Annotated in this window: 23 protein-coding genes and 2 tRNA genes; 17 read left to right on the forward strand and 8 right to left on the reverse strand. The window is 43.5% G+C overall.

What is annotated here, in order from left to right:
• The first annotated feature begins 109 nt into the window (after positions 1-109).
• From MKY35_RS08285 to MKY35_RS08295, 3 genes are read left to right on the forward strand one after another with little or no spacing between them, the layout of a single operon-like run.
• Positions 110-901, forward strand: coding sequence for an MntP/YtaF family protein (locus MKY35_RS08285; RefSeq protein ID WP_342446097.1), 792 nt, complete (start codon positions 110-112; stop codon positions 899-901).
• Between the two features lie 11 nt (positions 902-912).
• A complete protein-coding gene (gene coaE / locus MKY35_RS08290) occupies positions 913-1,509 on the forward strand; it encodes a dephospho-CoA kinase (RefSeq protein WP_342446098.1) in 597 nt (198 codons plus the stop codon).
• Entirely contained in the window at positions 1,506-2,069 is a 564-nt protein-coding gene (locus MKY35_RS08295) for a lytic transglycosylase domain-containing protein (protein WP_029516633.1), read from the forward strand. Before coaE ends, MKY35_RS08295 begins: the two co-directional genes overlap by 4 nt.
• A 116-nt stretch (positions 2,070-2,185) precedes the next feature.
• Here the strand turns inward: MKY35_RS08295 and MKY35_RS08300 are convergent, their stop codons facing one another.
• On the reverse strand, positions 2,186-2,410 hold the full coding sequence (locus tag MKY35_RS08300; protein WP_025685069.1) for an alpha/beta-type small acid-soluble spore protein: 225 nt from the start codon (positions 2,408-2,410) through the stop codon (positions 2,186-2,188).
• A gap of 105 nt (positions 2,411-2,515) precedes the next feature.
• On the opposite strand from MKY35_RS08300, the gene nrdR reads away from it, so the two are divergent.
• From nrdR to MKY35_RS08315, 3 genes are all read left to right on the forward strand, one after another.
• Entirely contained in the window at positions 2,516-2,983 is a 468-nt protein-coding gene (gene nrdR / locus MKY35_RS08305; RefSeq protein ID WP_013309614.1) for a transcriptional regulator NrdR, read from the forward strand.
• Between the two features lie 130 nt (positions 2,984-3,113).
• Positions 3,114-3,189, forward strand: a tRNA-Ala gene (locus MKY35_RS08310).
• A gap of 12 nt (positions 3,190-3,201) precedes the next feature.
• A tRNA-Lys gene (locus MKY35_RS08315) sits at positions 3,202-3,274 on the forward strand.
• Positions 3,275-3,615: 341 nt separating this feature from the next.
• On the opposite strand, the gene MKY35_RS08320 is transcribed toward MKY35_RS08315, so the two are convergent.
• Genes MKY35_RS08320 through MKY35_RS08330 form a run of 3 tightly spaced genes read right to left on the reverse strand, consistent with a single transcriptional unit; the run spans position 3,616 to position 6,010 of the window.
• Complete coding sequence (locus tag MKY35_RS08320; RefSeq protein ID WP_342446099.1) at positions 3,616-4,590, reverse strand: alpha/beta hydrolase; 975 nt, start codon at positions 4,588-4,590, stop codon at positions 3,616-3,618.
• Complete coding sequence (locus MKY35_RS08325) at positions 4,587-5,237, reverse strand: GNAT family N-acetyltransferase (RefSeq protein ID WP_141695481.1); 651 nt, start codon at positions 5,235-5,237, stop codon at positions 4,587-4,589. The genes MKY35_RS08320 and MKY35_RS08325 overlap by 4 nt, the downstream gene beginning before the upstream one ends.
• Before the next feature lie 17 nt (positions 5,238-5,254).
• Positions 5,255-6,010 (reverse strand): MerR family transcriptional regulator, encoded by a 756-nt coding sequence (locus tag MKY35_RS08330; protein WP_342446100.1) that lies wholly within the window; start codon positions 6,008-6,010, stop codon positions 5,255-5,257.
• Positions 6,011-6,238: 228 nt separating this feature from the next.
• Between MKY35_RS08330 and MKY35_RS08335 the strand changes: the two genes are divergently transcribed.
• From MKY35_RS08335 to MKY35_RS08350, 4 genes are all read left to right on the forward strand, one after another.
• The gene (locus MKY35_RS08335; protein ID WP_039269916.1) at positions 6,239-7,117 is read left to right on the forward strand and encodes a radical SAM/SPASM domain-containing protein; all 879 of its coding nucleotides are present in this window, start codon (positions 6,239-6,241) and stop codon (positions 7,115-7,117) included.
• Between the two features lie 244 nt (positions 7,118-7,361).
• Positions 7,362-9,068: an AraC family transcriptional regulator gene (locus MKY35_RS08340; RefSeq protein WP_342446101.1), complete on the forward strand. Its 1,707-nt coding sequence runs from the start codon at positions 7,362-7,364 to the stop codon at positions 9,066-9,068.
• 2 nt (positions 9,069-9,070) lie between these two features.
• Positions 9,071-9,337, forward strand: a complete 267-nt coding sequence (locus tag MKY35_RS08345) for an ABC transporter substrate-binding protein (RefSeq protein ID WP_342446102.1) — start codon at positions 9,071-9,073, stop codon at positions 9,335-9,337.
• A gap of 348 nt (positions 9,338-9,685) precedes the next feature.
• Complete coding sequence (locus tag MKY35_RS08350; protein ID WP_342446103.1) at positions 9,686-11,380, forward strand: methyl-accepting chemotaxis protein; 1,695 nt, start codon at positions 9,686-9,688, stop codon at positions 11,378-11,380.
• 64 nt (positions 11,381-11,444) lie between these two features.
• Here MKY35_RS08350 and MKY35_RS08355 read toward each other — a convergent pair whose 3' ends face one another.
• The 3 genes from MKY35_RS08355 to MKY35_RS08365 all read right to left on the reverse strand — a co-directional run bounded on the left by MKY35_RS08355 (position 11,445) and on the right by MKY35_RS08365 (position 13,400).
• Positions 11,445-11,747, reverse strand: coding sequence for a hypothetical protein (locus MKY35_RS08355; protein WP_342446104.1), 303 nt, complete (start codon positions 11,745-11,747; stop codon positions 11,445-11,447).
• A gap of 89 nt (positions 11,748-11,836) precedes the next feature.
• Complete coding sequence (locus MKY35_RS08360) at positions 11,837-12,649, reverse strand: DNA alkylation repair protein (RefSeq protein ID WP_342446105.1); 813 nt, start codon at positions 12,647-12,649, stop codon at positions 11,837-11,839.
• A 76-nt stretch (positions 12,650-12,725) separates the two neighbouring features.
• On the reverse strand, positions 12,726-13,400 hold the full coding sequence (locus MKY35_RS08365; protein WP_342446106.1) for a Crp/Fnr family transcriptional regulator: 675 nt from the start codon (positions 13,398-13,400) through the stop codon (positions 12,726-12,728).
• A gap of 206 nt (positions 13,401-13,606) precedes the next feature.
• Between MKY35_RS08365 and MKY35_RS08370 the strand changes: the two genes are divergently transcribed.
• From MKY35_RS08370 to MKY35_RS08385, 4 genes are all read left to right on the forward strand, one after another.
• Positions 13,607-14,689: an ankyrin repeat domain-containing protein gene (locus MKY35_RS08370; RefSeq protein ID WP_342446107.1), complete on the forward strand. Its 1,083-nt coding sequence runs from the start codon at positions 13,607-13,609 to the stop codon at positions 14,687-14,689.
• Between the two features lie 408 nt (positions 14,690-15,097).
• On the forward strand, positions 15,098-15,844 hold the full coding sequence (locus tag MKY35_RS08375) for a DeoR/GlpR family DNA-binding transcription regulator (RefSeq protein WP_029516644.1): 747 nt from the start codon (positions 15,098-15,100) through the stop codon (positions 15,842-15,844).
• A 2-nt stretch (positions 15,845-15,846) separates the two neighbouring features.
• Positions 15,847-16,758: a 1-phosphofructokinase gene (gene pfkB, locus MKY35_RS08380; RefSeq protein WP_342446108.1), complete on the forward strand. Its 912-nt coding sequence runs from the start codon at positions 15,847-15,849 to the stop codon at positions 16,756-16,758.
• A gap of 67 nt (positions 16,759-16,825) precedes the next feature.
• Entirely contained in the window at positions 16,826-18,754 is a 1,929-nt protein-coding gene (locus MKY35_RS08385; protein ID WP_342446109.1) for a fructose-specific PTS transporter subunit EIIC, read from the forward strand.
• A 153-nt stretch (positions 18,755-18,907) separates the two neighbouring features.
• On the opposite strand, the gene MKY35_RS08390 is transcribed toward MKY35_RS08385, so the two are convergent.
• Positions 18,908-19,783 (reverse strand): LysR family transcriptional regulator, encoded by an 876-nt coding sequence (locus MKY35_RS08390; RefSeq protein ID WP_039269928.1) that lies wholly within the window; start codon positions 19,781-19,783, stop codon positions 18,908-18,910.
• A gap of 111 nt (positions 19,784-19,894) precedes the next feature.
• On the opposite strand from MKY35_RS08390, the gene MKY35_RS08395 reads away from it, so the two are divergent.
• From MKY35_RS08395 to MKY35_RS08405, 3 genes are all read left to right on the forward strand, one after another.
• Complete coding sequence (locus MKY35_RS08395; protein ID WP_342446110.1) at positions 19,895-20,281, forward strand: tautomerase family protein; 387 nt, start codon at positions 19,895-19,897, stop codon at positions 20,279-20,281.
• A complete protein-coding gene (locus MKY35_RS08400) occupies positions 20,278-20,613 on the forward strand; it encodes a carboxymuconolactone decarboxylase family protein (protein WP_342446111.1) in 336 nt (111 codons plus the stop codon). The genes MKY35_RS08395 and MKY35_RS08400 overlap by 4 nt, the downstream gene beginning before the upstream one ends.
• 246 nt (positions 20,614-20,859) lie before the next feature.
• Positions 20,860-21,717, forward strand: coding sequence for a PRD domain-containing protein (locus tag MKY35_RS08405; RefSeq protein ID WP_342446112.1), 858 nt, complete (start codon positions 20,860-20,862; stop codon positions 21,715-21,717).
• The last annotated feature ends 168 nt before the right edge of the window (positions 21,718-21,885 follow it).

Consider the following 21,885-nt stretch of genomic DNA (forward strand, 5'->3'; position numbering starts at 1 on the left):
AGGCGCAGTCACCCCAAGCCCATCCCTCTCATATATTGTTCCAAGTACCAATACTGCGGAGGATTTCGGTTGTTATAAGACCCTGCCTTCGCAATGGGAGGGAATTGGAGTGGCTAATCATTGGGGAGCCCTGCTGTTACTGGCATTTGCGCTAAGTTTGGACAGTTTCGGAGTCGGTGTTACATATGGTCTGCGCAAAATGAAAATTCCACTGTTGTCGATTGCTATCATCTCCGTATGTTCAGGTTTGGTGATCGGCATATCCATGCAATTGGGCGCATTACTATCTCGTGTCCTGTCTCCTGTATATACGACCGTTTTCGGTGCTGTCATCCTGATCTGTATTGGCTGTTACTCTTTGATTCAAGCTCTGCACCGCAAAGAGGATTTGCCAGAGGATTCAGTGGAGCCCCCTCGGGGTCTGCTTCTTACAAAACAGACTGATCCAGCGAGCAGATCTGTTCTTGGGGAGAAGGAGGGTGTAGAGAATGCTGATACCGAGTCTTTCCCCAGCTCAAGAAAAGATCTGTCGGCAGAAGCTTCTGTGGAGCAGCAGGAACGAACAGTATTTTCTCTGGAGCTTCGCAAATGGGGGCTTGTTATTCGGATTCTTCGAAGCCCGTCTGCTGCGGATATGGACCGTTCCGGCAGTATATCTGCTACCGAAGCGGTTTGGCTGGGTATTGCATTATCGGTCGATGCGTTCGGAGCGGGACTCGGGGCAGCTATGCTTGGTTTTCAGCCACTGTCTACTGCGCTGGCTATTACGTTATTCAGTGGAACATTTTTGATTGCAGGGATGAAGGCAGGCTTTTTTCTATCAGCATTTCGATTTATGAAGGCGCTGGGTGTATTGCCGGCATTATTACTGATTATGATGGGCATATTGAAGCTGTTATGAGGTGAAAGAGCATGAATATCGGATTAACCGGAGGTATTGCTACCGGAAAAAGCACCGTGTCGGCTCTTTTGGTCGCCAAAGGTGCGCTGCTGATCGACGCAGATGCCATTGCCCGGGAAGTGATGCTTCCGGGGCATCCGGTGTTGGCGGCGGTCATTCAGCATTTTGGACAAGCTATAGTGAACAGTGACGGAACTCTGCATCGCAAAAAGCTGGGAGAGATTGTATTCGGAGACCCTGCCCAGCGGCAGGCACTTAACGATATTACACATCCTGCTATTCGTGAGGAAATGCGTATGCGCATGGAAGCATTTGAACGGGAACAGCCGGACAAGCTTGTTTTGGCAGATATTCCGTTACTGTACGAGTCGGGGCTTGAGAGCTTGTACGAGGAAATTATGGTTGTGTACGTACCACGTGATATTCAGCTCCAGCGTCTGGTGCTCAGAGACGGTCTGACGGAGGAGCAAGCTGGACTTCGGCTGTCCGCACAAATGGATATTGAGCAAAAGAAAAGCTTGGCCGATATCGTTATTGATAATAGCGGAACACAGACTGAGACGAAGCGACAAATTGATCAATTTTGGCAGCGGAAGGGACTTGCATGAATATTTTGCGAAAGAAAAGAGTCCTGCTCATTTTGTTTGTCGGGTTTGTCCTGATTCTATTCCTTAATTCAAATTGGATGTCCTGGTTCTATCCAATTCAATATAAGGATGAGATCCGGCAGTATTCACAGACGTATGAAGTAGACCCATTTTTGGTGGCGTCTATTATCCGTGTAGAAACCAATTTTAAAACCAGTAAGCAGTCACATAAGGGGGCGCTAGGGCTGATGCAGATTATGCCGAATACGGCAAATTGGATTATGGACAGCGCCCAGATTCAAAAGGTTCCGCTGGACAGTGTCAAGCACGAGCCTGGCACCAATATTGAGCTGGGAACCTGGTATTTGCATAACCTATCCATAAAGTTTCAGGATAATCCTGTAGCAATCGTAGCTGCTTACAATGCAGGGCCGGGTAAAGTTCAAGAGTGGCTGGATAAGGGAGTGTGGGATGGAAAAGAAGAGTCCATCAAGCAAATCCCTTTTGGTGAAACACGACATTATGTACAGCGGGTCATTTATTACTACAGGCAATACACGAAAATTTATAATGATTTTTAAATCCAAGTTAATGACATGATGAGCTTTTCGCTTTAAAATTAAAAAAGCGTTGGACAGGCTGTTTTTACCAGCCCATCCAGACACTTTTTCTTGTTATTTTTGCATTATTACCGCGATTATTGGTATTGACCTGCCAATTGTTGTTCGGCGATCGTTACGAGGCGTTTTGTGATGTAGCCCCCGATCGAACCGTTCTCATAGGAAGTCATGTTACCTTGGTATCCATCTTGAGGAATGCTGATACCCAACTCTTGAGCGATTTCAAATTTCATTTGCTCCAGAGCGCCGGAGGATCTGCTGACTACCAGATTGTTGGAGTTGCCATTGTTTCCTTGTGCCATTGTTGTTCACCTCCTCGCGATATGGTAAACATATTATGATCTGTTTTGACAAAATTATTACTAAAAGTCTTCGGGAATTTATTGGAAAAAGAAAGTGGTGAGATTATGAAATGTCCGTATTGTGCCTACAATGGCACGAAAGTACTGGATTCGCGACCTGCGAATGATAATAAGTCCATCCGTCGCCGCCGTGAATGTGAGCAGTGTGCCAGGCGTTTTACCACCTTTGAAATGGTGGAGGAAACCCCTCTCATGGTCATCAAAAAAGACGGCAGCCGTGAAGAGTTTAGTCGTGATAAAATGCTGCGCGGTCTCATTCGAGCCTGCGAGAAGCGTCCAGTATCCGTCGAGCAACTGGATATGATCGTATCCCAGGTGGAGAACGCTATCCGCAACACAGCAGCCACAGAAGTGGATAGCCAGCAGATTGGTGAGCTGGTCATGGAACAGCTTTACCCAGTGGATGAAGTCGCCTACGTACGTTTTGCGTCCGTCTATCGTCAGTTTAAAGACATCAATATGTTTATGAAGGAACTGAAAACACTGTTATCTAAAGATACAGCCAGCGACTGATCGCTGACTGTATCTTTTCTGGGCCATGAAGGGAGAAAATTATATTTTTTTTATAAAAGTATTGACACAGGGTTAAATATTTTATATGATATAGAAGTCGCTTGAAACGTTGATAAAACTTGCTTATGATGGGGCCTTAGCTCAGCTGGGAGAGCGCATCGCTGGCAGCGATGAGGTCAGGGGTTCGATCCCCCTAGGCTCCACCAAACTTTTATTATGGACTCTTAGCTCAGTTGGTAGAGCAGTTGACTCTTAATCAATTGGTCCAGGGTTCGAGTCCCTGAGAGTCCATCCTTTTAGAAAAACGGCAGAGATGCCGTTTTTTTGTTGTTTATAAATCTATTCCCAGTCTAACCGAGAACAGTTATGAGTTGAATGAGCGCGTAACTGCATGCACAGAAAACAGATCCTACAGGAAATAGACGTCGTTTTTGAATTGCAACCCATTGTTCACGAGTGCAAGGACTAGTTATTTGCAGACATGGGCTGCCCATTGACGAACTCTCAGAACAATGCGGACTGTCTGTAGACCGCATTAAGAAAATCGTATACTCAAAAAAAATGTACCCTTTTATCTTTCGATGGATTTTTTATCAGCATATTCAAAAGAAGTATGAAAAAAACATCATTGTTTAACGCTCACTTACATAATTGGCAAGGATTTCGAGATACTCGTCATTCACCAATTTTCTTGGGGCGAATACGGCTGTTAAAAAAGTTAGAGATTTTGAACGCGCGATTTTTTCATCCATCATGGAGTGGTCGGCTTCAGGTAAATGAATCACGGACAGTAGCTCTGCGGGGATTTTCTGGCGATAGACTCGCTCGGTATCCTTTACATCAACATTAATATCTTTTCCAGCCAGAACCAAGAGTACAGGAGAATGGAAGTGACTTAATTCTTCGGTGGAATCAGCCAGAAAATTTTTGCGTATAAAGCTCCATCTTTCTTTGGAAATCATATCGTCAGGATCGGCTATGCTTAGATATTCTTCATAAGAAGCCTGTTTTTTCAGTAACTGTAGAATTTCTTGCGGAGCAACTCCTTCTCGCTCCAGTTCTTTTCTGGTATTAAATTGTCCTTGGGAAATCCAGTTCACGGCAGGCGATACAAGGATGCTGAATGCAATATCATGCTCCTCTTTAACGATCTTTGGAATGACCCATCCTGCTTGACTGGCTCCCCATAGGCCGATTTTTTGCTTATCAATCATAGGTAAGCTTCTTGCCCAGTCTATTGCATATCGGATCTCCTGTGCGCGGTCCTCCATGCTTTGGGCGAGCCAATTGCCAGGAGCGCTGTTAATACCGGGCTTATTCAGTGACAAGGAGGCATAACCCTTGGAAGCGAACTTTTCCCACAGTGGTTTGTATCCATCATCATAGGTGTCATTAATAGGACCATCCCCATGGACAAAAACAACCAATCCAACCTTTCCCGAGTAGTTCTTAGGCAAAGCTAATGTACCTGTTAACAGCCCTTTAGGTGTCGTGATTTGTATTTTTTCTTCTGTCATCTTGTAGGAATTTTGATATAGAACAATGAGTACCAAGGCAACAGCCAGAGCTGCCGCAATATCAAAAGTAAGCTTGAGTGTTTTTTTCAATGATGCTCTCTCCTCGAATGCAGGTTCTCTTTCCAACTCATCAGATGCCATACAGGCTCCTTGAACCAAAAATGCCGTAACCCATTATATTTGGATTGTTTTACTTCAAACGCCAGTTGGTGATACAAACGGATAGCCCCTTGGTTCTTATGCGCTACGTGAAGCGTCAATGCATGAAAACCAGATTCAACCGAAAATTGCTGTGCGAAAGCTACAAGATGGCGTCCTATTCCCTGATTACGATGACTTGAACGAATCGCCAAATGATCAATGTAACACTCATTTGCAGCGGGGGTATACTCTAGCGCATGCATACCTGCCAAAAATTTAAATACATTGAAACAACCAAACTGTTTTAGGAGCGGAGTCAAAGAAATGGGGTTTGTTTCAGGAAGTGAAGAGTAGGAGGGTTTCCATTTAAGGGAAAGAACACCGATAACTTCTTCGTTTTCTTTGGCTACAAATTGTTTCATAGATGTAGAATAAGGATTTTGAACCCAAACCTGCATTAACAACTGCTGTGTAGCTTGATCCTCTAGTGTAACAAGAGATTGGAATTTTGCTTTAAACGATTCGACTAAAAGACTGCAAACAGCTTCATGGTCTTGTTTCTGGTATGCAACAATGTCAAAAGATTTTGCACTCATGTAACACCCTCCAAGATTTATTCTACTTTGACTTGAATTTCATATTGTAGCTTGTTGTTGTCGAACATCGAAAGATAAGATTTTTCTACTAGAACAATCTTGCTTTGGCAGTTATATTGGTGATGAGCTACATATCGTTCCATTTGTTTGATTTCATAATCAATCTCAGGTTCTTCAATGACGGAAAGATGCTTATAAAGATAGTTGCCTTCTTCCAGAATATAGTCAGCCACATCCGCCGTTTCATAACACAGCTTCAACTGTCCAGCATCAGACAAGTAATGCAGGTCATTTTCAAATAATCGAGGTGGGGCAGGGCGGTGTTCAAATAGGTTTCCGGCAGTGAACTCTTGACCATTCTCCAATGCAAACCATAGCTTTAAATGACGGGGACCTAATCGTTTGACTTGATACTCATCGCCCTGCTGGGTCCGATTATTATATTCTTCTAACACTTTGTGAATAAACTGTTCATGCATCTTTAAGTTAGCTATTTCAGCTTGTACTTTTTGCAACAAATGCTCTAAAAGCTGGTTATAATCATCGGCAGCATAGGAAGTCATACATTCTTGAATCTGACCGACAGGGACATTTAATTTACGTAGTAATAAAATATGCGAAAGCTGATAAATCTCATGAAGCCCGTACATCCGATATTGATTTTCTTCAGTATGTGATGGATAGAGGATTCCCTTTTCTTCAAAATATCGCAGTTGATGTACAGATACATTCATAAGCTGAGCAAGCTGGCTGATCGTAATGTGTTCTTTCAATGAGAGGACTCCTTACTGATAGTTGAATAACTCCACTATAAACTTTAGGTCAGACCTAGGGTCAATAGAAAATATCAAATCTAATCTTGGATAGGCGTAGGTGTCGAGCATTTGATGCCCATACCAAGGAGAGGCTGGAGAGTTTACCTGTCGGTGATAACCCGTTATAATCATAAGATTAGTGAGCATAAACAAGATGCTCAGGATGAAGGTTAGAATGGGGAAATCATGTTGAAAACTTTTAAAAAGGTATACATTGAGATAACGAGCATTTGCAATCTCGCATGCAGCTTTTGTCCTCAAACACAGCGTGTCAAAAAATTTATTGATCCGGAAGTCTTTCGAAATGTGCTTGATCAGGTCAAACCACATACAGATTATATCTATTTGCATGTAAAAGGAGAGCCGTTGCTCCATCCGAAAATTGATCTTTTACTGGAAAGTGCTCATGAGAAAGGCTTAAAGGTCAATATTACCACTAATGGTACCTTGCTGCCGAAGACCGGACATAAGCTGCTTGGGCAACCAGCGCTGCGTCAGATGAACTTCTCTCTCCATAGTTTTGACGGACATGAAGGCTCCGTGGATCGAGAAGGATATTTGGGTAATATTTTCACGTTTGTAAGAGAAGCGGTGAAACACAATGTTATTATTTCGTTCCGTCTCTGGAACTTGACTGAAGATAATTTGACTAATGTGCAGCGTCAGCGCAATCGGGAAACACTTGAACGACTGGAGCAAGAGTTTGGACTGGACTATCGGATTGAGGAAAAGGTGATACCGGGTAGTGGGGTCAAAATTGCACCAAACGTTTATTTGAATCAGGACCACGAATTTGAATGGCCGAGCCTCAGTGCCCCGGAAGATGACGGAAAAGGCTTTTGCCATGCACTCCGTAGCCAAGCAGCGATATTGGTGGATGGAACGGTGGTCCCTTGCTGTCTGGATGGAGAAGGTGTCATTAATTTAGGTAACGTGCATGAGCAATCTTTTTCCGACATTGTGGAAGGGGAGCGTGCAAATCGTCTGTACTTCGGGTTCTCCAAAAGAGAAGCGGTAGAAGAGTTATGCCGAAAATGCGGGTACCGCAAACGATTTGGAACATAGTCATACAGGTAGAGCTTTAATCGACAGTAGAATGAATTGCAAGAAAGATAGCCCTTTTGCAGGGCTTTTTTACTTATATTTTGATATATACATACATAATTAATGGTTTTAAACTGTTCAGAGGAAGTTGGTTATATTTGATTGCTTGTGAGAATGATTATCAATTATAATAAATTTAATTCTGATAGGACGGAATAAGAACTGAAGGAACGGTTTGGATGGGGGCTGAGCGGTAGTAATGAAGTTGAACGATCACACTTTGCTGTGGAATCATGTTTTTATACAGGTGATGGATGTTCGTCATAGGAAGATCGAAAAAGGAGAGGAGCTTCGAGCCTATCGACTTCCTGCCAGTGCGTTCTTATATGCCGTGCGTGGAAGCGCACGGGTACGGTTGGATAACAGTATTCACAGGATAGAGCGTTTCCATGTACTGCATGGCGGAAAAGGAATGTGCCTGAGTATCCTGGCGGAGGATGTGCTTGAATATTACATCATTTTGTACAAGGCGACGCTTGCCCTGCCTGATCGCAAAGAGATTGCACAATTGCTGGAAAAGGAAAATCCTTTTCAGAATCAGTATGCTTTCGCACCACACTACCCGCTGTCCCTGTACGAGAAAGTGAAGCTGTTGGAGCAAGAATGGCGTGGAGCTTCTGGACTTGGCAAACTGCATGTTAAAGCCTTGTTTCATCAATTTGTATACGAGTTGTTGCAGCAGTTGTATTGGCAGGGCATCGAACCTCTTAAGCCCGACTTGATAGCGCAAGCTGTAACATATATTCGCGATCATTTCAGTCAGTCTATGACACTTGAGTCCATTGCGAAGGAGCTAGAATGCAGTACCGGACATTTATCCAGGTTGTTCAAAAGTAAAATGCATACCAGTCCGATTCATTACTTGGGCCAAGTAAGAGCAGAACGAGCGGCAGAACTGCTAATGCAGACGGACGCCACTTTACAGGAGATCGCAGAGCGTGTGGGATATCCAGATGCCCATTCGTTAAGTCGCAGCTTCAAGAAATATAAGGGACTATCTCCCGTACGATTCAAAAAGGAGCGGGAGCATCCTGCCCAGAAGCAAGATCAGGATATGTCCCAAACGATGCTTAAATATGCCCTTCAGCGGACATCTTTCACAAGTTATACTGATATTGATTATCAATATCGGTATCATGTGGAAGGGGATTCATTCATGCACGGAAGAGTTAAAATAACGACCATGATGATTATGCTGTGTTTATCATTGATGCTGGGAGCTTGCTCGGCTCCGACGAATACAAATGGAAGTTCGCAAACGAAGGCTAATCATACAGCGACAACATCCAACAGCGATGGACAAGCGGCAGTACAAGCGCAGATAAGAACGGTTAAGACATTAAAAGGTGATGTGGAAGTACCTGCAAACCCGAAACGAGTGGCATCGGATCAGTATATGGGTCATCTTTTGAAACTGGGGATTATTCCGGTAGGGGTCAGAAGCTATATGCTGAATGAGGCTTGGATTGATCGATCGGGATATCCCAAAGATAAGTTGGCCGGAATCAAGGATCTCGGTGATTTTCCTATGGATTTGGAGGAACTGACCGTTCTGCAACCGGATTTAATTATCGGTTCAATCGAAAAGAACATCAACAGCTACCAAAAGGTAGGAACGACCGTGTTCTTGCCGTATTGGGAGGGCGAATCTACAGCGGGGCCACTGGATAAATTCCGCAGAATCAGCGAAATCTTTGGCAAGCAGAAAGAAGCCGAGCAGTGGATTACTGAATACGAGAAGAAAGCTGCAGAGGCCAGAACGAAAATTCAAGGTATCGTTAAGGACGGAGAGACGGTTTCAATTGTACAAGTCGCCAATAAATCGATATATGTTTTGGCAGCGAAAGGCGGCAATTACGGAAGTCCGACTATTTATCAGATGCTAAAGCTGCACCTACCAAGAAGGCATTGAATATGAAAGAAGGATTTGAAAATATTTCACTTGAGGTTTTACCCGAGTATATGGGAGATCACATCTTTGTATACGGTTCAGAAGATGAAGGGGCTAATCAGATTCTGCATAGTGAGCTATGGAAAGGCCTTCCGGCTGTAAAAAAAGGACAGGTTTATATGTACGGTTCATTTAGTGATAAAGGGGATGAGTTTGTGATGGAAGACCCTTATTCATTGGAGCTCCAGCTGGATACCATAGTTAATCTCTTATTAGCCCACAAAAAATAAAGCTGAATACAGCTATAAAAATCAAAATACGTTACCGATGAAACACATGATATATTGAAAAAAAACTGCTAAAAACGAGGGCAAACCTCTGTGTTTAGCAGTTTTTTTGTCGTAATTCAACAGAGGCACTCTCACCTCGGTCGCTTATTGTAGTCGTCACCGCGCCATTAATGACGGCCGTTCGCTGCAATGTCCCAGTTTACAAAAAAACAGTGACTATTATCACGAAAAACGACATATTTCGACACTGGAATGCCATATTATAGTAAGTGTTGATAGGCTATAATCGTAGCAGTGAAAACAGATGGTCACAAAAATTTATTAGAGTCAGGATTGGTGGTTCAAATAATGAAGCTGGCAACAAAATTAACCTGGATGATGCTCATCATACTGCTTCTCGTAGGCTCCTCCATTGGATACTTTGGATATCATACCGCTTATCATCAAGTGGATGAAGCTGCTGGGATCGAGCTGGTGGGTTGCGCCAATATTACGACTGGCCTTATAGATCCTGCGGATATATCGGCTCTGGTCAGTGGAGATAACAGCAAACTTGCTGCCATTGAAGACCGGATCGGCTGGATTGTAGCACATAAGCCTATTTTTAAAGAGGCTTTCATTATCTCCTTGGATGGAAAAATTCTGGCCGCCGATGCCAACTTCAAGCAAAGAGGCTATCAAGCTGGCGATTCCTTCTACTTCACAGACGAAGACAAAAAAATGATAACTACCATGAAGCATTCAGCATATTCCAAGGTTTATACATATGAAGGAACCTCGCTCAAAACCGGATACGGCCCCATTTATCAGGACCATGATCCCACCAAGCCCATTGTTGCACTGATGGCCATCAATTTTGACGGTTCGTTAATTCAGGAACGGACGTTGGATATTATTGTTCAGCCCTTTATTATTGGCGGCTCCATTTTTATCGTGGCTATCCTTGTTGTTTACCTGTTGATTCGCCATATGGTAAGTCCGCTTACCAAGCTGTCAGCCTCTGTGAATACCATTACCAAAGGCGACCTTACTCATGAACCGCTTCTTTTCAAAAGCAAGGATGAAATCGGGACGCTGGCTCGCGACTTCAACGATATGACAAAGAATCTGCGCAACCTGATTACTCAGGTCAATGACACCTCTATGCTGGTCGCTTCTTCCTCTCAAGAGCTGTCTGCCAGCGCACAGGCAACGAACCGTGCTGGAGAGCATAGCGTGAATGTTACGATTGAGTTGGCCGATGGGGCGCATACCCAACTGGAGAATCTGGAAGGAAGCTATAAAGCTGTTCAGGATATGTCACGCTTCATCAGCGATATTGCCGGCAATGCAGACATCGCAATGAACAAGGCCGCGGATAATGTCCAGAAAGCACGTCTTGGCCGGGAATCAATGGATTCCACCACCTCCCAAATGGGAGTTGTCAGCGAAAGCATCGGCGATCTCTCAAGCATTATTCATACGCTTGGCAGCCACTCCAAGGAGATTGAGAACATTGTCGGCACCATCGCCAGCATCGCCGAGGAGACCAACTTGCTGTCTTTGAATGCAGCGATAGAAGCTGCGCGCGCCGGAGAAGAAGGTCAGGGCTTTGCCGTTGTCGCTGGCTCTGTCCGCAAGCTGGCCGAACGTTCTGCTAATTCTGCCACACAAATCAGCGAGCTGATCAGTCTGATTATCGCCCAAATGTACAAGGCAGGAGAAACTATGAAGCGTTCCACGGACGAAATGATGCAGGGCAAAGAGTTGATCATATCAGCCGGACGCTCCTTCTCGGAGATCGAGGTCTCCATCTCCGATATGTCTTCCCAAAGCGAGCAAATATCAGCCACAGTTCGGAATCTGGCGCTGATCTCTGAAGGGCTCGTTGAAGCCATTCAGAATACCGTAATGGTCTCTAACCATACGGCTGAAGGGGCGAAATCCCTGTCCGCCTCTTCGGAGCAACAGCTTGCTGCCATGCAAGAAGTGGAATCCTCCGCAGCGCTTCTCTCATCACTTGCCGAGAAGCTTCAGGTGTTTGTGGAGAACTTCAAGATTTAAATATTTATTTTTAGTTATGTAACGCGAGAATTGTCTAGATCTATAGAGGAGAAGTGCGTATAAACTACATTATCGATGGATTACGAGGTTCAAAGAAAAATAAACCGCTAAAGACGAGGGTAAACCCTGTGTTTGGCGGTTTTTTTATAGTGATTTTACGAAGGCATTCTCTCAGTCGCTTATGGTAGTCGTTACTGTCATTCGTGAAATTTTGTGCTGGGATAGTGGTCACTCCACCTAATATATTACCAAGCGCGACAATAGCTGTGTAACGATTAACCACTGGAGTGACATTGATACTCGTTGTGATAGCAATGTTTCCAGATACGATACTGTCTGCTTCCAGATAGATTCGAATAATAGACATAGGAATTCCTCCATTCCTAATACTCCAGATAAATATCATAGTTTATGTGAATATTCTAGATATGGATTGGATGGGGAGGAGTCTTATAATTATTTCTCTTTGTTCAAGCTTCTTTGGGCCCGGGTTACTATTCGCTTCGTTTCTTTAGTATCCGAAGCCATCAGCCATGCATTACAAACTTGAAGAACCCATTCCGGGTTGGTTTTGCTGGCATCATTCAACCAATTGCCAACGGAGTCCTGGACATATTTGACCGGATCGGACTGAACAGCCTTCAAGAGAGGAAGAGCCAACTCGGGATGTTCTTTTAGTTCAGGGATGTGCTTGGCCCAAACGCCTTGTGGCCGGGTTAATTCAATGGCAAAACGACGTATGTTAGCATCCTCATCTCGCACCCAACTGTCTAACAGGGCAAGCCCTTCAAGCAGTTGCAAGGATATGGATTCTCTCACGGCCATCCAGGCTATTTCACGTACTCCGAAATGGGAATCCGCTGCAAAGGGGCGAATGCCAGCCAATTTTTTCTCTACACTTAAACAGGGGGCAACCCCGATGATGTAGGCAGCCCAGCAGCGAATGCTATCTGAAAGATGCGAGGCCATCGCATCAAAGATGCGAATACGTTCTTCTATCGCTTGTTGCTCAAACACATGAAGCCACGCTCGCGCGATTGCGGGTATCATTTTCATGATCTTCTTTTCCTTCAGCTGATTCAATTCGGTCAGGAAGACATCGGATGATTGCTGCAAGCCAAATTCATCAAGAGTATTTTGCAATAGTACAACATGATCGACAGCCAGCCATTCGGTGAGATTCACCGTCTGAAGCCGCCCCTGCTGTAGCAGCTGAAGCACATCACTAGGAATATCTGACCCTTTGCGAGCACCTTTTCGTTGTAACATTTCATCCACTCCATATCGTAAATTGTCTGATAGGTATACGATACTTTTTTGGGTTGGAGTATAGATGTAATGTAGTTTACAACTTCACTAACTTTTCGCGATGGATGTAAATCGTTTTAAAGCCGGTTTTAATGACCTTTTCTTTGACAAGCTCCTGAAGAGCAGCTGTTACAGCCTCACGGGTGGCCCCGACCAGATTAGCAATTTCTTGATGAGAGAGAGGAAAATTGATTTTGCAATACTCATCACGGCTTTGGAGGGCGAACTGATCGGACAATTTCAGAAGAATATACAAAATTTTATCCTGTAAATTTCCCAAAGCTAAATGCTGGGCCAGACTGCTCATTCCTGAAATTCGGTCACTTAACACCTTGATCATGTTCATCATGAACCTGGGATGTTCTATTAAAAAATGCTCGAATCGGTCTTTGTCCATCCGGCAGATATCGCATTCTTCTATCGTTTCTATATACATCTCCCTTGTTCCTAGTGAAATCATATCCATTTCACCAAATACATTTCCCTCGCGGAGGATATCCAAAGTAAATTGCTTCCCGTCAGCATTTAGCTTATATAGACGTACTTTGCCCTTTTTCACAAAATAAAGTCCCTTGGAAAAGGTCTCTGGAGTTTGTATAAAGTTTTTTTTCGGTATAGTCGTAATGGAGGTCATTTGATCCATTTCAATTAAATCTTCTAATGAGAGACTATGAAGCAAATTAAATTGGGACAAATATTGAATGCTATTCATATGTTCTCCTTTTCGGTTGCACAGGGTATACAGAATCATAATACAATTATAGCTTCTATAAGGTATTTTGACCTCTATTACTCACTTGTTTGCGCTAGAGTGAATAATGAATTTTGGGGAATCTGTTGGATTTATATAAAAGAGAGGTTGGTATAAAATAGATATACATGATTAATAGTAGATACATAAAGAGTGAGGTAATAACGATGATTAAATTAAAAGATGTAGGCAATTTCAAGGTTCTTCCTGAGATAGCGATGCATATCGTTCAAGGCAATATATCCGCTCTACGCCAAGCGCTGACCGAAGGCTGGGATATAGAACAAGGAATCGTACTCAGCAAATACACGACATTAAGTCCATTGGATATTACACTCATCACTGAGCAAATGGAAGTCTTGAAGCTATTGGTCAATGAGGGGGCCCAACTTAATGTGAAGGATAATCCCGCATTCCTGACGGCTGTTCGCTATGGTACCGAAGAGATTGTCCGTTATGTGGTCGCCCATGGCGCCAAGCTGGACGGTAAAAATCATGTCAAATCTGGTGCTTATGAGCAAGCCTACTACGGTAACAAAAGTAATATGCTGCTTATCCATGAGCTGGGCCTCGATATGAAGCAGCATGCTGGAGCAACACTCCGCAACGCAGTTAGTGAGCATGACTTGAAAACAGTAGCTTTACTATTGGAACATGGCGTAGATATTAATTTCAATGCCCCTAATATGGTATATCCATATAAAGCCACGCCTTTGACAGTGGCGGCGCGCAACAACGATTTTGCGATGGTGAAGTATTTGGTTCAGCTAGGCGCTGATGTGACGCTGGCAGAAAAAGATGGAGAACGGGCATATACAATTGCACTAAGTAATAAAAACGTAGAAATGGCTGAGTATTTAAAGTCTGTAGAGCCTCCGGCATTTCATAATCTGGAAAATAAACGACATGCTTTGAAAAGCTACAAGCTTCCGAAGGATTTAATAGCCTTTCTGACGGGGGATCAGCTCCGTGTGAACCTGCCAGAAAATGATCTTGATATTCAATTTGTTGAGTTCTTTTCAATTATCGATACGGTTGAGATGAAGGTAGGTCGGCAAAAGCTGTTGCGTCTGTCTCTAAACGTAGATAATTACTCGGATATTATATTGGTGTGGAATCGAAAGCAGAAGTGCCTGGGTTATTATGACGAGGAGCATCAGGAATATGCGGATGTGTGCAGCTTTGCTGAGTTTCTTGCACAGCCGGAAGATTATCTGGAGAAGATTATTGAGGGTGAATATGTATCATAACAAGGTGAGCCATGAATGCGGTATGCACGCAGACATGGCTCTTGTTATTTTAAAATACAGCGCTTGTGTTTACTAGGTGTCTAATGCACATCAGGAATGGTTACGTATGAGCCGAATGAGGTTTCAGGGAAATTGGGACGAATTGTGCGCATAATGGTAAAATAGTACTGATGGAAGCTTTAGAACGTTTTTGAACGTTTACTGCTGAATTCCTATGTAAGAAGAATGAATTTACATAAAAGCAGATGAATTTTCTTTAAAATGTAAACGCAATCATGTCGATTAGAGCGGGAATTCACCATTTTGTAAAAAAATGAAGTTGGAATGAATTTTTTTGAATCTTTTTGGAGAAAAATGATTGTTTTTTATCAGGTTTGTGGTACGATATAAACAGTTGGGGGAATGAAGATGCTGACGGAAGAAAGATACAAGTTAATAATACAGCGCTTACAAGAACGTGGTGTTGTAAAGTTGCAGGAATTGGCTGATCTGTTGGGAGCTTCTGAATCAACAATTCGGCGCGATTTGATAGATCTTGAGGGCCGTCAGTTGCTAAAACGGATTCATGGTGGGGCAACCTTACTGAATCAGAAAAGTCAGGAACCTGGCATGGAAGAAAAAACATTCAAAAACGTTCAACAAAAAAACGCAGTCGCCCGCATGGCAGCCAAAGAAATTTTGGATGGCGAATGTATTTATCTGGATGCGGGAACAACAACGATGGCGATGATTCCTTACATTGAAGCTAAAGACGTGACGGTCGTGACGAATGGTCTATCCCACGTAGAAGCACTGGTAAGTAAAAGAATCAGAAGCTATCTACTGGGAGGGATGATGAAAATTCATACCAAAGCCGTAATTGGCAGTATTGCCCTACAAAATTTGGACAATTTTCGATTCGACAAGTGCTTTCTAGGAACGAACGGGGTGGATATGGAAATGGGGTATACGACTCCTGATCCTGAAGAGGCGCTAATCAAGCGGCGAGCCCATCAGTTGTCAGGCAAAACGTATGTGTTGGCCGATTCCAGCAAAATTGGAGAAGTAACCTTCGCCAAACTGTTCGAGCTCAAGGAAGCTATACTTATTACCGAATCGATGCCAGAACGCTCACGCCGATCCATCGCTCAGAAAACTAAGATAATCGAGGGATAACAATGATATATACAGTAACGCTGAACCCTTCCATTGATTATATCGTGGAAGTTGACGATTTGAAGCTTGGTGATTTGAACCGGATGAAACGTGATTTAAAATTGCCAGGTGGTAAAGGAATTAATGTATCACGTGTACTAAACCAGCTGGGAGCAGATAGCACGGCGATCGGCTTTCTAGGAGGATTCACAGGCAAGTTTATCGACGATACATTGCGGGAAGAATCCATTAAAACTGATTTTGTAATGATCGAAGATGACACACGGATTAACATTAAACTCAAGCATGGCGATGAAACGGAAATTAACGGTTTGGGACCTGTGATTCGTGAGCAAGAGGCCGATGCGTTGGTGCAAAAGCTGGCCGCACTCCAGAAAAATGACATTGTCGTCTTGTCGGGAAGTATCCCGCCGTCACTTGGAGGAGACTTCTATGATCGGCTGATTAGCGTATGCCAGCAAACTGGGGCTGAATTCGTCATCGACACCACAGGTGAGGCGCTGATGAAGGCACTGGTTCATAATCCGCTGCTCATCAAGCCAAATCACCACGAGTTGGCTGAGTTGTTTGGCGTAACTATTCACTCAAAGGAGGAGATCGTCACTTACGGTCGTAAGCTGCTGGAAGCAGGTGCAAAAAATGTACTGATTTCCATGGCAGGAGAAGGGGCTTTGTTCATTACGGCAGATGAAGTGTATCACGCAAATGTACCAGCAGGAACGGTTAAAAATTCTGTAGGCGCAGGTGATTCAATGATTGCTGGATTCGTGGGTACGCTGGCTCTTCATGGCGATCCGATCGAAGCATTCCGTGCAGGAGTGGCATCCGGAAGTGCAACTGCGTTTTCCGATGATCTGGCTACTAGAGAGAAAATTGAACAATTACGGCCGCAAGTCACGATTTCAAAACGGTAATCCGGCTGCATCATGAGCTTATTATGCGTGTATCGACACGCTGACCGAACTTAGGAGAGTGTGAAAAATGAGAATAACAGACCTGATGATTAAAGAAACGATGATCATGGACCTGCAGGCGACGACAAAAGACGAAGCGATTGAGGAACTCATTGCTAGCCTTGAAGCAAGTGGACGTATTAATGACCGTGCCTTGTTTAAAGAAATGATTTACAAACGTGAAGCAGAGTCCAGCACTGGAATCGGCGGCGGCATTGCGATGCCGCATGCCAAGACCAAAGCTGTGAATGAAGCGACTGTCGTTTTCGCCAAAAGCAGTAAAGGCGTAGAATTCGAATCGTTGGACGGTGAGCCGGCAAAAGTGTTCTTTATGATTGCGGCTCCAGAGGGAGCAGCAAATACGCATCTTCGCACACTGGCAGCCCTTTCCCGGCTGTTAATTGATACCGATTTTATCGGGAACCTTATGAAAACGCAAACACCGGATGAAGTATCTGTGCTGTTTGATACCAAGCAGGCGGAAGAAGACGCTGCCAAAAAAGCAAAAGAGGCTAAGAAAGAGGCAGCCAAAGCGCAGCAAACGCCAGACGTTATCGTTGGCAATCCGAATTCTGACGAGTTTGTGGTTGCAGTGACCGCTTGTCCTACAGGCATTGCACACACGTTTATGGCTGAAGATGCTCTTATTAAGAAAGCGAAAGAAATGGGTGTAAATATCCGTGTAGAGACGAATGGCTCGGAAGGCGCACAAAACGTACTGACAGCGGATGAAATTCGTCGTGCCAAAGGAGTAATCGTCGCAGCTGACAAGAAGGTTGAAATGGCCAGATTTGACGGTAAACCTGTATTACAAAGACCGGTAAGTGACGGTATTCGTAAATCTGAGGAACTGATCCGCAAAGCGCTGAACGGCGATGCGCCAATTTATCGTAGTGAAGGTAAAGGCAGCGCTGAAGAGTCGAAAGCGGAGAAGAGCAGCGTAGGCAGCAAAATCTACAAGGATTTAATGAACGGTATTTCTCATATGCTGCCATTCGTTGTAGGCGGGGGGATCTTGCTAGCCATTTCCTTCTTGATTGAACAGGTAGCGGGAGAAGATAATGTATTCTTCCAACTGTTACAAACGATTGGCGGCGGAACAGGTGCGTTCCACTTCCTGATTCCGATACTGGCCGGATTTATCGCGATGAGTATTGGGGACCGCCCGGCACTGATGCCAGGTATGGTTGGGGGTCTGATGGCTGTAAACTCCAATGCAGGTTTCCTTGGCGGTCTGGCAGCAGGTTTCCTGGCAGGTTATGTGGTGATCTTCCTGCGTAAAGCTTTTGCAGGTCTACCAAAAACGCTGGATGGTTTAAAACCAATCTTGTTATACCCGGTATTCGGACTCCTAATTACAGGCGCGATTATGTTCTACCTGTTTGATCCAATTTTCGGTGGTATTAATACGTGGCTTGTCAACGTTCTGAACAATTTAGGAACAGGTAATGCAGTTATTTTGGGTCTGATCCTGGGCGGAATGATGTCGATTGACATGGGTGGACCTTTCAACAAAGCAGCTTACGCATTTTCGATCGGTGTCTTTACTTCCAGTGGTAACACGAACGGAGCTATGATGGCGGCTGTTATGGCGGGCGGCATGGTACCTCCGCTGGCAATCGCATTAGCTTCGACGTTCTTCAAAAATAAGTTTACTGAGCAAGAGCGCAAGTCTGGTTTGACGAACTATGTACTTGGATTGTCCTTCATTACGGAAGGAGCCATTCCATTCGCAGCTGCTGATCCTCTGCGTGTCTTAACCTCTTGTATTGTAGGTTCAGCGATTGCTGGTGGTCTGACGCAGTTCTGGCAAATCAATCTTCCAGCTCCACATGGCGGAATTTTTGTAGCAGCTCTTGCCAATCATGCTTTGCTGTTCTTGCTTGCAGTGGTGATTGGTTCCGTGATTTCTGCGCTCATTCTGGGACTGTGGAAAAAACCGCTCGAAGCGGAATAACAGGTATGACAACAAGAGTATAAAAATAAAGAGAGGGCCACATTTTCTTAGGCCTTCAAAATAGTAAAGCCGCTAAACACCAGGTTTCTGAGTGTTTAGCGGCTTTTTCTTTATGCAAAGATGATATAACTTATTAGTAGTCTTGCATAGATGCTATAGCCTGCAAAGCTCCTTAACCAGCTGTATAAATAGCTTTCGGGCCGAAGACATATACTGCTGGTGATGGTTGTTTTGTAATAGTCCAATGGCAATATTAGGGTCTGTTAACTGGAGGGGGACGGTGACCAGTTCCTCCGGCAAAGGCATTGACGATAGAACCACTCCAACTGAAGGAATCGTTTTTACGAACGTGGGGATCGACGAGATTTGACTGACAGTATAAAAAAACGGCATCGACGGGAAGTGTGAAAGCTCTTTCTCCAGTCGTATATGGTACAAGCAGTTCTTACCTCCGACGATAAGCGGATACGCGTACAGATCTTCGAGCTGAAGCTCACTTTTTGCCGCGAAGGGATGATTACGGGACACAATAAAGGCGATGTGTTCGTGATATATGGATTCAAAGTGTAAGGAAGGAATGGAGTGAGGTTCCCCAGAGATAGCAAAATCCAGCTTACCATCCACCAAAGCATGTGCGAGTGCATCCGTGTTTCCAACTGTAAAATGACACGTAATATTCGGTTTATGCTCTCGAAACTGCTGCAGAGCCAAGGGGAGTAAGGTAGCCGCTACCGTTTCAAGCACACCGATATGGAGCGTGCCGATCTCCTCCTTTTTCAGCGACTTCGCCTGGTCCATTACAAAATTCCAATGCTGAATAAGTCCGTCTATCTCCTCGGCATATAGTTTGCCCGGGGACGTTAACTCCGCATCCCAACCCCTTTTAAAAAGTTGAAATCCCAGCTCTTTTTCAAGCCTCTGGATTTGGTTCGTGACTGTAGACTGAGCGTAGTTTAATTTGACAGCAGCTTTTGAAAACGTTCCTTCTTCGATTATGGTACGAAATGTAGTTAATTCTTTCAGATCCACGCTTGCTCATCTCCATCGATGAAATTGAATATATTTATGATTATTTTCAATTATACAGATGAAGGGTAGAGGAGTACAATCATCTTATCCCAACGGATAGGAGAGATGAACATGCCATTTGTACGAGTTGGCTACATGGAGCAACAATACACAGAGCAAGAGCTGCCTGACATTAGCCGCTGTATCATGAATGCTTTGATCGAACATTTTCAGGTTCCGGAAAAAGATTACTTTCAGGCTTTTCATGCTCATAAGCAAAGCGAGTTTTATTATAGTCCCGATTATTTGAATGTACCCAGAACTGACAAGTTGCTGTACATCCAAATTACGATGGGATCGGGTAGAACTACGGAACAAAAAAAGGATTTTTACCAAAGATTAGCCGAACTCATCTCTATTGAATGTAAAGTCCGACCGGAGGATGTTTTTGTGACACTGGTAGAAACTGAATTAGAGGATTGGTCCTTTGGCAATGGACTTGCCCAGATGATTGTATGAAGCATAAATTAATCAAATCGAGTGTTCGGGAAACGATAGGTGATTTTGCACCCGCTTTTGTAACCTATACGGAGGATGTTCTTTTTGGAGATGTATGGAGAAGAAGTGAGTTGTCTCTTAGGGAACGGAGTTTTATTACAGTTGCCGCTCTGGTGGCGGGTGAGCATGTGAATCAACTTCCTTATCATCTGAACCTGGCCAAGGAAAACGGGATTTCGGAGGAAGAACTGGTTGAAGTCATTACACAGCTTGCCTTTTATGTAGGATGGCCCCGGGCAGCCTCAGCCATTCAGGTTGCCAAAGAGGTATTTTGCAAAGAGAAAGAAGGTTAAGCATGAACCTAAAAAACTGCTAAGCACAAAGGATTCCGAGTGTTTGGCGGTTTTTTGGCATGATTGTATTGTTATTCTGCATTGAAAGCGGTATAGTAAGAGTAATTGAATGAGGGGTGAAGTGCCCTTCGGGATTGTTACTGGTGAGCAGGCGATACCCAAATAATGACTAATTGATTTAGTCGTTATTTGGTTTTTTTTTGTTATTACAAACTTTGTCATTACATCAATGAGGTGAGCAGATAAATGATCATCCGGCAAATTTTTAACAACAATGTTATCCGAGTCGAAAATCAGGTGGGTCATGAATTTGTTGTCATAGGAAATGGTCTAGGCTTTAAAAAGAAAAATGGCCAGAGGGTCGATGAAGACAAAATAGAAAAAACCTTTGTATTAAAGTCCGATAAAATTCCACAAAAATTAATAGATCTTATTGGGGAAACATCTGTAGAGTATTTAAAGGTGGCGGATGAAATTGTAGGCAGCGCAAAAAAGGAAATGGGAGATATTTTTAGTGACAATATCTATATTTCTCTGATTGACCATATTCAATTTGCCATCTCTCGATACAGAAAATCCGTAGGACTTAAAAATTCACTGTTATGGCAAATTAAAAAATTTTACAAAATAGAATTTATGATCGGAATGAACGCATTGGACATCATCCATGCTCAATTTGGCATCCAAATGGATGAGCATGAAGCAAGCTTTATTGCTATGCATTTTGTAAATGCAAGACAAGACGGTCAGGGAATGAAACAAACGGTTGAGATTACCGAGATTATTGATGACATTTTCAACATTGTAACCGATTACTACGAGATTACACTGGATGAAACTTCGTTCAATTATTCTCGGTTTATTACTCATTTGCAGTACTTTGCCCAACGATTGCTGAGTAATGAACAAGAACAACTAGCTTCAGGGGATAATTTCTTGTATGACCAAGTCAAAGATAAATACGAGAAGGCTTTTCAATGCACCCAATTAATCAATCAATATTTAGAGTTAAAGCATGAAAGTGCTATGTCGATTGATGAAAAAGTGTATTTGACGATTCATATACAGCGTGTAACTTCCAGAAATGATATAGCTAGTTCTTAGAAAAAAAGCTTGCAAACGATTTCTAAGTGATTTATAGTAGGCTCACAACTTAAATATAAGGATTGTTACTGGTTAAGCAGGCGATACCTAAATGAATGGCAGTGATCATTTTCTTTGATCATACAGGCCTTTCGTTTAGGTATTTTTTTGTTTCCAGGCAATCTGCCC

This window comes from Paenibacillus sp. FSL L8-0638, assembly GCF_038593075.1.
GTDB lineage: Bacteria > Bacillota > Bacilli > Paenibacillales > Paenibacillaceae > Paenibacillus > Paenibacillus polymyxa_D.